Source organism: Pseudomonas juntendi, from assembly GCF_009932375.1.
Taxonomy (GTDB): domain Bacteria; phylum Pseudomonadota; class Gammaproteobacteria; order Pseudomonadales; family Pseudomonadaceae; genus Aquipseudomonas; species Aquipseudomonas juntendi.
Genome location: NZ_BLJG01000118.1, coordinates 25,186 through 35,155 on the forward strand (window position 1 = coordinate 25,186; position 9,970 = coordinate 35,155).

The following is a 9,970-nucleotide window of genomic DNA, read 5'->3' on the forward strand; positions in this document are numbered from 1 at the left end:
TCAGACTTGCCGATTTGTGACAGAAACAAAAGTCTTAGCGGCGGTCCAGCGAGTAGACGAAGGGCGCCACGACTTCGATGGTGCCATTGTTCAACAACTCGGGTGGCGGCTTTGGCACTTTGCCGGCGCGGCGGATCATTTCCATGGTCGCGCGGTCCAGCGCGGCACTGCCCGACCCACCGGCCATCGAATACGACACCACCTTGCCCTCGGCGTCGACCACGAAGCGCAGGCGGTTGATGCCTTGCAGGCCACGGCGGCGCGCGTCTTCCGGGTACCGTTTGTACTTGGCCAGGTGGCGCAGCAGGTCACTCTGCCAGGTCGGCAGGGCGTTGCTGTTGGACGCGATGCTCGGGGCCGGTGCCGCGGACTTCTGCGGAGGCGTATTGCTCGGCGGCGCGTCGACGGTCTGCTCGGTCGGCGGTGCTTCCTTCGGCGGCTCAGGCTTCTTCTCAGGCTTGGGCGGCTGGGGCTTGGCCTTCGGCTTGGGCGGCTTGGGGATGGCGATCTTCGGCTTGGGTGCCTCCACCAGCTTCGGCAGAGGTGGTTCCTCTACCGGTGCAGGTGGCTGCGGCGCCGCTTTCGGGGGCGGCGGTGGCGCGGGTTCCGGCAGCGGTGCCAGTTCGACCATCATGGCTGCTGGCGGCAACTCGATGGCCTGGGGCACAGACCAGTTGAGCGTCAGCAGCACGGCGACCACGTGCACGCCCAGCACGATCGCCAGGCTGCCAGCGTAGCGCGCCATGTTTGAGCGCGGTTTTGTCATTTCTTGGCTGCCGTCTCGAGACCTACCAGGCCGACTTTCAGGTAGCCGGCCGAGCGCATGTTGTTCATCACTTCCATCAGGTCACCGTAATCCACGCCTTTGTCGGCCTGGAAGAAGATGGTGGTTTCCTTGTCACCCTTGGTCTTGGCGTCGAGCATCGGGCCAAGCTGGTCGGGTGCCGGGACCTGATCGTCGCCGACGTACAGCTTCTGGTCTGCCTTCACGCTGACGAACACCGGCTTCTCGGGCCTCGGCGCCGGTTTGGCGGTCGAGGCCGGCAGGTCGACCTTGATATCGACTGTGGCCAGGGGGGCGGCAACCATGAAGATGATCAGCAGTACCAGCATTACGTCGATGAACGGCGTAACGTTGATTTCGTGGTTTTCGGCGAGGTCGTCGCCACCTTCGTTGAGATGCAGGCCCATGGCTTACCCCACTTTCACCATGTGCGGGGCGGCGCGCTCGCTGCCTTGGTGGTCCAGATCGCGGCTGACCAGCAGCAGTACCTGGGCGGAAGCATCGGACACCTGAGCCTTGTAGCCGGCAATGGAACGGGCGAAGACGTTGTAGATGACCACGGCCGGGATTGCCGCGACCAGGCCCAGGGCGGTGGCCAGCAGGGCTTCGGCGATACCCGGGGCGACCACGGCCAGGTTGGTGGTCTGGGTCTTGGCGATACCGATGAAGCTGTTCATGATGCCCCAGACGGTGCCGAACAGGCCGACGAACGGGGCGGTGGAACCAATGGTGGCGAGTACGCCGGTGCCGCTGCTCATGTTACGGCCGCTGGCATGCACCAGGCGCTCCAGGCGGAAGCTGACGCGTTCCTTGATACCCTCTTTCTCGCGGGCATTGACCGAAAGGCGCATCTCTTCAAGGGCGTCGTGCACCAAGGTATGGGCCAGCGTGCCTTCCTTGCTGGAGACTTCGCTGGCATCTTTCAGCGTGGTGGCCTTCTTCAGCTGGGCGATTTCGCCACGCAGGCGGCGTTTGGCGCCCATCAGCTCGAAGCCTTTGGCGATCCAGATGGTCCAAGTGATGATGGAGGCGATAGCCAGGCCGATCATGACGATCTTCACCACGATGTCGGCGTTCTTGTACATGCCCCATGGGGACAGGTCGTGGGCCATGCCCAGCGAGGTATCTTCAACCAGGGCTTCGACGCTTGGGTCTGCTGCAGCTGGTGCACCGGCAGTGGCGCTGGTGGCGGGTGCTTCGCCAGCAGGGGCGGTGCTCGGGGCAGCAGCGGCAGTGGCGGCGGCCGGCGTGGTGGTATTGGCGGTTGGCTCATCGGCCATGGCTGCCGGGGCCAGCACCAGGCTGAGCGTCAGCGCGGCGATGGCGCGCCAGGCGCGCGACTGGGTTGGCGAAGCGGAGGGTTTAGTACGTGTCATGCTGGCCGGACCTGATGAAGAGAAAAGACGAACGTTCTCCAAGGCCTCGAGGCGGGCCGAGAACAACTTGGCCGCCATTATTGCAAGTAATTCTTGTTAACAAAAGTAATATTGTAGCTTTTTTCGCCTATGGTCTAGCCATCCATCGTGTAGCGTGGTTGGGCTGATCAGTTGGTCCAGGGAGTTTTGTGATGTCAGACCTTTCCGTGATGGTGGTGGGTTGTGGTGATGTAGGCGGGCGCTTGGCCCGGCAGATGCTGGCACGTGGCTGGCAGGTCAGTGGCCTGCGCCGTTCGGTGGGGCAATTGCCTGCGGGGGTTCACCCGGTGGCTGCGGACTTGGCCGAGCCCTCGCTGCCAGCCGCATGGCCACGGGGTACGCTGGACTACCTGGTGTACTGCGTGGCGGCCAGCCAGCATGACGAGGCGGGTTACCGGGCGGCGTATGTCGACGGTTTACGCCATGTGCTGGCCTGGCTGGCCGAGCGCGGCCAACGGCCGCGCCGTCTGCTGTTCGTGTCAAGCAGTAGCGTGTATGCGCAGAAGGACGGCGAGTGGGTTGAGGAAGGGTCGGCGACCGAGCCCGAGGGGTATTCGGGGCGGGTGATGCTGGAAGCGGAGCGCTTGGCCCTTGGCAGCGGCATACCGGCGAGTGTGGTGCGCCTCACTGGCATCTACGGCCCCGGCCGCGAGTGGCTGCTGAGCCAGGTACGCCAAGGCTATCGGGTGGCTGAGCAGCCGCCGCTGTACGGCAACCGTATTCATGCCGAAGATGCTGCCAGCTTGCTGGCGTTTCTGCTGCAGGAAGATGCTGATGGCAAGGCGTTGGACGACTGTTACATCGGGGTTGACGATGATCCGGCACCGCTGGCCGATGTGGTGGCCTGGTTGCGGGCCTACCTGGGGGTCACCGAGTGGTCAGATGAACAGCGCGTGCGGCGTACCGGTAGCAAGCGCTGCAGCAACGCACGGGTGAAGGCGTTGGGCTGGGCGCCGGTGTATCCGAGTTACAAGGAAGGCTACGCAGCCATCCTGGCGGCGAAAGCCTGACCACACCCTTGACGCGACTTCTGTAGGCGCGGCCTGGTGTTGCAATTGGGCTGCAACGCAGCCCTGGCAATCCACGCGGCGACGCTGATGCCCTGGTGCCGTGTTGCGGCCCTGTCGCGAAACAAGGCCGCTGCTGCAGGCTTCAGTTTTTTTCCAGCAACCACTGGCGCTTGCCCGCTGCCAGTTGGGGCATGTCATCAGCCTGGGCACGGTTCACCGCCTGGAAGATCTCCAGCTTGTCGCCTTCACGCTTGATGATGAAAGGCGCACCCCGTTGGTTGCGCTCCAGCCACAGGCTGTCGTTGCTGCCGCCCATGGTGGCGCAGTCGCCGGCCAGGCACAGTGCGAAACGTTCTGGCCCAGGCAGGCCAGTGACGTTGCCGGTATCGCTGAAGCGCACTTTTCCGCCTTGGCCCTGGCCTTCGAGAATGGTCCATTCACCGCCCAGATACGCTTGGTACAGGGCTTTTTCGAAGCTGCTGCCCAGCGGGGCGTTGGCGGTGGCAGAGGGTTGTACGCGGACAAAAGCCTGCTTTGCGCCGCTCTGGTCTGTGGTCAGCAGTTCGTCACCGTCCAGCGCAAGCTGCTCGGTCTGGCCACCGTCAAAGCTGGCCTGCAATTGCTTGTCGAGCGTGACCAGCTGGCCGTCCGCCGCTTCGAAGCCATTGCTGTAGCTGGCCTGTTGGTTGGCGACGTCGAGCTTCCACTCGAATACAGGACCATTTTCATTGAGGGCCTGGCGCAGGCTGTCGCCCTTTACCGCGGCCTTGATCGCAGCCTGGTTGATCCAGGTGCCGTTGAAATCTTCGGGTTTGTGGCTGGCGCAGCCGCTCAGGAGCAGGGCTGCCAGCGCGAGGGGCAGTGCGTGACGCATGTCGGGAAACCTTGCGCAGGAGAGGGAGCGACGGGCAGGGTGCCCGTCGCCCAAGGCATCATTCGATGACCAGGATGGCGTCCATTTCGACCTGGGCGCCTTTTGGCAGCGCAGCAACGCCAATCGCGGCGCGCGCTGGGTAAGGCTGTTCGAAGTAACGGCCCATCACCTCGTTGACCTTGGCGAAGTGGCTCAGGTCAGTCAGGAAGATGTTCAGCTTGACGATGTCCTTGAACGAACCGCCAGCAGCCTCAGCCACGGCCTTGAGGTTCTCGAATACCTGCACGGTCTGGGCTTCGAAGCCTTCGACCAGCTCCATGGTCTTCGGGTCCAGCGGGATCTGGCCGGACATGTACACGGTATTGCCGGCCTTGATCGCCTGCGAGTAGGTGCCGATAGCGGCGGGTGCCTTGTCGCTGTTGATGACGGTCTTGCTCATGATGACTCCTTGCGGTTGGCGGACTACGTACGCATGCGGGTGATGCGGACCACACCGGTCAAGGTACGCAGCTTCTTGATCACACGGGCCAGGTGCACGCGATCGTGTACGCTGACCACCAGTTGGACCACGCTGATACGGCCGTCGCGCTCGTCCATGCTGATTTTCTCGATATTGCCGTCGGCCGCGTTGACGCTGCTGGCAAGCAGGGCAATCAGGCCGCGCTGGTGCTCCAGTTCGACCCGCAGTTCGACATTGAACTCGCCGGTGATGTCCTTGGCCCAGGAAAGCTGCACGCATTTTTCCGGGTTGTGGCGGATTTCACTGATGTTGCGGCAGTTCTCCAGGTGCACGACCATGCCCTTGCCTGCCGACAGGTGGCCGACGATCGGGTCGCCCGGGATGGGTGTACAGCACTTGGCATAACTCAGTACCAGCCCCTCGGTACCACGGATCGCCAGCGGCCCTTCCGGTGCTGGCAACTGTTCGCCTTCGGCTGACAGCAGGCGGCGCGCAACCACATACGCCATGCGGTTGCCCAGGCCGATATCTTCGAGCAGGTCTTCGATCAGTTCCAGGCGGTACTCCGCCAGGATCGCCTGGATACGTTCCTGAGGGATCTTCTCCAGGCTGCTGTCGAAGCCGGTCAGCACCTTGTTCAGCAGGCGTTCGCCCAGGCTGATGGATTCGGACCGGCGCTGCTGCTTGAGCGCGTGGCGGATGTGCGTGCGCGCCTTGCCGGTAACCACGAAGTTGAGCCAGGCCGGGTTTGGCCGGGCGCCCGGGGCGCTGACGATTTCCACCGTGGACCCGCTCTGCAGCGGTTCGGACAACGGCGCCAGGCGGCGATTGATACGGCAGGCGATGCAGCTGTTGCCGACGTCGGTGTGTACCGCGTAAGCGAAGTCGACGGCCGTCGAGCCTTTGGGCAGCTCCATGATGCGGCCCTTGGGCGTGAACACGTAGACCTCGTCCGGGAACAGGTCGATCTTCACGCTTTCGATGAACTCCAGCGAGTTGCCAGCACGCTGCTGCAGCTCGAGGATGCCTTTGACCCACTGGCGGGCACGGGCGTGGCTGCCCTTGGGTTGCTCGTCGTCGTTGGACTTGTACAGCCAATGCGCCGCGATGCCGTTGTTGGCCATCTCTTCCATCTCGCGGGTGCGGATCTGGATTTCGATGGGCACGCCATGCATACCGAACAGCGTGGTGTGCAACGACTGGTAACCGTTGGCCTTGGGGATCGCGATGTAGTCCTTGAAGCGGCCGGGCAGCGGCTTGTAGAGGTTATGCACGGCGCCGAGCACACGGTAGCAGGTATCGACTTTGTCAACGATGACGCGGAAGGCGTACACGTCCATGATCTCGTTGAAGGCGCGGCGCTTGCCGCGCATCTTCTTGTAGATGCCATAGAGGTGCTTCTGCCGGCCGCTGATTTCGCCTTCGATGCCATCTGCAGCCAGGCAGTTCGCCAGCGAGTGCTCGATCTTGGCGACGATTTCCTTGCGGTTGCCACGAGCGCTTTTCACCGCACGGTGAATCAGCGACGAGCGCATGGGGTGCATGGCCTTGAAGCCGAGGTCTTCGAACTCCACGCGCACCGTATGCATGCCCAGGCGATTGGCGATGGGGGCGTAGATTTCGAGGGTTTCCTTGGCGATGCGCCGGCGCTTTTCACCGGACAGCACTTCAAGGGTGCGCATGTTGTGCAGGCGGTCAGCCAGCTTGACCAGGATCACGCGGATATCGCGCGCCATGGCCATGGCCATTTTCTGAAAGTTTTCAGCCTGCGCCTCGGCCTTGGTTTCGAAGTTCATCTGGGTCAGCTTGCTGACCCCGTCAACCAGCTCGGCCACGGTCTCACCAAATTGCTGGCTGAGGGCTTCCTTGGCGATACCGGTGTCTTCGATCACATCGTGCAGCATGGCCGCCATCAGGCTTTGATGGTCCATGTGCATGTCGGCGAGGATGCTGGCCACGGCCAGCGGGTGGGTCACGTAGGGCTCGCCGCTGCGGCGGCGCTGCCCGTCGTGGGCCTGTTCGGCGTAGAAATAGGCGCGCCGGACCAGGTTGACCTGTTCAGGGCCAAGATAGGTCGACAGCCGTTCGGCCAAGGCTTCTATACCCGGCATGGGTTTACCTCCTGCCGAGGAAGAGGGCCTTGCGCCGTGCGACGTCGACCTGGCATCAATCAGACAGCCTCGTTGTTCTCGTCCTCGAACGCGGCGAACACCGGATCCTCGGTGACGATCTCTTCAGCGGCGATGAATTCGTTGGTGACGATGCCTTCGGCGATTTCACGCAGGGCAACGACGGTAGGCTTGTCGTTTTCCCACGCTACGCGTGGTTCCTTGCCGCCGGTCGCCAGCTGGCGAGCGCGCTTGGTCGAGAGCATGACCAGCTCAAAGCGGTTATCCACGTGTTCCAGGCAGTCTTCAACAGTTACGCGGGCCATGGTCTTCCTCAGTAGCAAATGCGGTGGGCGTGCAGCCCAATAGTGGGCAGGCGGACTCGATAGTATAAAAATTCACCAGCCAATAGGGAAGCGCTGTTTTGCCGAGCAGCGTCATCCCCAAGCCTGCCACCGCACCGTGCAGGCGCGGTTTCAGCCGCGAAAGGGCCGAAACAGACACCCTCGACGCATGAGCCTGACGATAACCTCAGAGCATCGCGCCGCGCAACCTCGGGGTCAGCTCTTCGAACAAGGTCTGCACCGAGCGCAGTGCCCGGCAGTCTGGGCGGGTCAGCAGCCACAGCTGGGTGTCGCAGCCGGCCAGCGGCCCGCTGAGCGCATCGACGCCGGGCAGCGCATGCACCATGTAGTCCGGCAGCGCCGCCACGCCCAACCCGGCGGTCACCAACTGGGCGATGGTCGACATGCTGCTGCACTGGTAGCGCGGGCTCAACCCGGGGTGCTGCTGGTTGCGCCAGACCACCGTGGGGTGGTCCTGCATGGAGTCGTCAGGGGCGATCCACGGGGTGCTGGCAGGCGATTCGGCCAGCCGCTCGCGCCACTGCGGCTGGCCGCAGATGACATAGGACGTCGAGCCCAGGTTGCGGCCCACCAGGTGCTCCGGCGGTGTATTGGTCAGGCGCAGGGCAATGTCGGCGTCGCGCCGGCTGAGGTTGGCGAAGGTGTTGGAGGTGCCCATTTCCAGCGACAGCGCCGGGTAGTTGGGCATGAACTCGGCCAGCGCCGGCAGCAGCAGGCTGTGCATGACCGCCTCGGTACAGGTCAGGCGCACCGTGCCGCTGACCACCTGCTCGCCACTGGTCATGGCAATGCGCGCGGCCTCCAGCGCCTGCTCGGCACGCTCGGCCTGCTCGGCCAGGGCCTGGGCAGTATCGGTTGGCAGGTAGCCTTTGCGGCTTTTCACGAACAGCGCAGTACCGAGGGCCGATTCCAGCCGGCGTATCGAGCGAAAGACCGTCGATACGTCAACTTTGAGCAACTCGGCGGCCTTCGCCAGCGAGCGGCCACGCTCCAGTGCCAGGACCAGAGTGAGGTCGGCGTGGGTGATCTGATATTGCATTGGTGCACGCTCTGCTTGCCGAATTGCCAATGTCTGTTGCATCAGGGCCATTTTATAGTGAAACCGCCCCCCGGAATCAATGCGCCCGGTCGGGTCAACAATCCCCACGATGGGAAGTGAAAAGAACAACAGCTGCAACCATCGTCGCCCATGAGGCGCCAGCCGTACCCCCACATCGCCGCAGCAAATCAAAGGATGTACAGCCATGACGTCGGTCACCCCGTGCGCCAGTTCTTCCAGCGAGATGAAAGACTTCCTCCAGGCCCATCCGGACACGCAGTACGTTGACCTGCTGATCTCCGACATGAACGGCGTGGTACGCGGCAAGCGCATCGAGCGAGCCAGCCTGCACAAGGTGTACGAAAAGGGCATCAACCTGCCGGCGTCGCTGTTCGCCCTGGACATCAACGGCTCCACTGTGGAAAGCACCGGCCTTGGCCTGGACATCGGCGATGCCGACCGTATCTGCTTCCCGATCCCTGGCACGTTATCGGATGAGCCGTGGCAGAAGCGCCCCACAGCCCAGTTGCTGATGACCATGCACGAGCTGGATGGCCAGCCGTTTTTCGCCGACCCGCGGGAAGTGCTGCGCCAGGTGGTCAGCAAGTTCGACGACCTGGGCCTGACCATCTGCGCCGCGTTCGAGCTGGAGTTCTACCTGATCGACCAGGAGAACGTGAACGGCCGCCCACAGCCACCGCGCTCGCCAATCTCGGGCAAACGCCCGCAGTCGACCCAGGTGTACCTGATCGACGACCTCGACGAATATGCCGACTGCCTGCAGGACATCCTCGAAGGCGCAAAGGAACAAGGCATCCCGGCCGACGCCATCGTCAAGGAAAGCGCCCCGGCGCAGTTCGAAGTCAACCTGCACCACGTGCCAGACCCGCTCAAGGCCTGCGACTACGCGGTACTGCTCAAGCGCTTGATCAAGAACATTGCGTACGACCATGAAATGGACACCACCTTCATGGCCAAGCCCTACCCGGGCCAGGCAGGCAACGGCCTGCATGTACACATTTCCGTGCTGGACAAAGATGGCAACAACATCTTCACCAGTGACGACCCGCTGCAGAGCGACACCCTGCGTCACGCCATTGGTGGGGTGCTGGAGACGATGCCGGCATCGATGGCCTTCCTGTGCCCGAACATCAACTCCTACCGCCGCTTCGGCGCCCAGTTCTACGTGCCCAATGCGCCGAGCTGGGGCCTGGACAACCGTACGGTAGCCGTCCGCGTGCCCACCGACAGCAGCGACAACGTGCGCCTTGAGCACCGTGTGGCCGGCGCCGACGCCAACCCGTACCTGATGCTAGCGGCCATCCTGGCCGGCGTGCATCACGGCCTGACCAACCAGGTCGAACCCCAGGCGCCGATCGAAGGCAACTCCTACGAGCAACTCGAACAGAGCCTGCCGAACAACCTGCGCGATGCCTTGCGCGCGTTGGACGACAGTGAAGTGCTCAACCAATACATCAGCCCGGACTACATCGATATCTTCGTGGCCTGCAAGGAAAGCGAACTGGCCGAGTTCGAAGTGTCGATTTCCGACCTCGAGTACAACTGGTACCTGCACACGGTGTAAGCCCATGAGCGCAACTGCGGTCCCCTTGATCGGTGTCAGCGCCTGCCGCCAGCAGGTGGGGAAGAACTCGTCGCACACGGTTGGCGACAAGTATGTCGAGGCGGCCGCGTTTGCCGGCCTGCCGCTGATTCTGCCGGCCCGTGACGGTGGCAGCGACACGCAAGCGTTGCTGGCCTGCCTGCACGGCATTGTTTTTACGGGCTCGCCTTCAAATATCGAACCGCATCATTACAATGGCGCCCCCAGTGCCGCGGGCACCCGGCATGACCTGGCGCGTGACCGGCTGACCTTGCCGCTGCTGCAGGCGGCGATCGCCGCCGGTGTGCCGGT

At 63.2% G+C, this 9,970-nt stretch carries 11 protein-coding genes; 3 read left to right on the top strand and 8 right to left on the bottom strand.

Annotation, left to right across the window (positions count from 1 at the left end):
- Window positions 1–34 precede the first annotated feature (34 nt).
- The 3 genes from GYA94_RS16735 to exbB are packed head-to-tail and all read right to left on the bottom strand — an operon-like array spanning window position 35 to window position 2,160.
- A complete protein-coding gene (locus GYA94_RS16735) occupies window positions 35–766 on the bottom strand; it encodes an energy transducer TonB (RefSeq protein ID WP_033690730.1) in 732 nt (243 codons plus the stop codon).
- Entirely contained in the window at window positions 763–1,191 is a 429-nt protein-coding gene (exbD, locus tag GYA94_RS16740) for a TonB system transport protein ExbD (RefSeq protein WP_009684525.1), read from the bottom strand. Before exbD ends, GYA94_RS16735 begins: the two co-directional genes overlap by 4 nt.
- A 3-nt stretch (window positions 1,192–1,194) precedes the next feature.
- Window positions 1,195–2,160, bottom strand: a complete 966-nt coding sequence (gene exbB / locus GYA94_RS16745; RefSeq protein ID WP_161892736.1) for a tonB-system energizer ExbB — start codon at window positions 2,158–2,160, stop codon at window positions 1,195–1,197.
- A 191-nt stretch (window positions 2,161–2,351) separates the two neighbouring features.
- Between exbB and GYA94_RS16750 the strand changes: the two genes are divergently transcribed.
- On the top strand, window positions 2,352–3,209 hold the full coding sequence (locus GYA94_RS16750; protein WP_054881210.1) for an SDR family oxidoreductase: 858 nt from the start codon (window positions 2,352–2,354) through the stop codon (window positions 3,207–3,209).
- A gap of 142 nt (window positions 3,210–3,351) precedes the next feature.
- Here the strand turns inward: GYA94_RS16750 and GYA94_RS16755 are convergent, their stop codons facing one another.
- The 5 genes from GYA94_RS16755 to GYA94_RS16775 all read right to left on the bottom strand — a co-directional run bounded on the left by GYA94_RS16755 (window position 3,352) and on the right by GYA94_RS16775 (window position 8,055).
- Entirely contained in the window at window positions 3,352–4,083 is a 732-nt protein-coding gene (locus GYA94_RS16755) for a hypothetical protein (RefSeq protein ID WP_161892737.1), read from the bottom strand.
- Window positions 4,084–4,141: 58 nt separating this feature from the next.
- Entirely contained in the window at window positions 4,142–4,522 is a 381-nt protein-coding gene (locus GYA94_RS16760; protein ID WP_009684531.1) for a RidA family protein, read from the bottom strand.
- Between the two features lie 23 nt (window positions 4,523–4,545).
- Window positions 4,546–6,654, bottom strand: coding sequence for a bifunctional GTP diphosphokinase/guanosine-3',5'-bis pyrophosphate 3'-pyrophosphohydrolase (spoT, locus tag GYA94_RS16765; RefSeq protein ID WP_009684532.1), 2,109 nt, complete (start codon window positions 6,652–6,654; stop codon window positions 4,546–4,548).
- A gap of 59 nt (window positions 6,655–6,713) precedes the next feature.
- Window positions 6,714–6,977: a DNA-directed RNA polymerase subunit omega gene (gene rpoZ / locus GYA94_RS16770; protein ID WP_003253383.1), complete on the bottom strand. Its 264-nt coding sequence runs from the start codon at window positions 6,975–6,977 to the stop codon at window positions 6,714–6,716.
- Between the two features lie 205 nt (window positions 6,978–7,182).
- The gene (locus GYA94_RS16775; RefSeq protein WP_009684533.1) at window positions 7,183–8,055 is read right to left on the bottom strand and encodes a LysR family transcriptional regulator; all 873 of its coding nucleotides are present in this window, start codon (window positions 8,053–8,055) and stop codon (window positions 7,183–7,185) included.
- Window positions 8,056–8,299: 244 nt separating this feature from the next.
- Between GYA94_RS16775 and GYA94_RS16780 the strand changes: the two genes are divergently transcribed.
- Together GYA94_RS16780 and GYA94_RS16785 are read left to right on the top strand one after the other, a co-directional pair.
- The gene (locus GYA94_RS16780) at window positions 8,300–9,640 is read left to right on the top strand and encodes a glutamine synthetase family protein (RefSeq protein WP_438826246.1); all 1,341 of its coding nucleotides are present in this window, start codon (window positions 8,300–8,302) and stop codon (window positions 9,638–9,640) included.
- A gap of 4 nt (window positions 9,641–9,644) precedes the next feature.
- Window positions 9,645–9,970 (top strand): gamma-glutamyl-gamma-aminobutyrate hydrolase family protein (locus GYA94_RS16785; protein WP_161892739.1); only part of this gene is annotated, 326 nt, incomplete at its 3' end.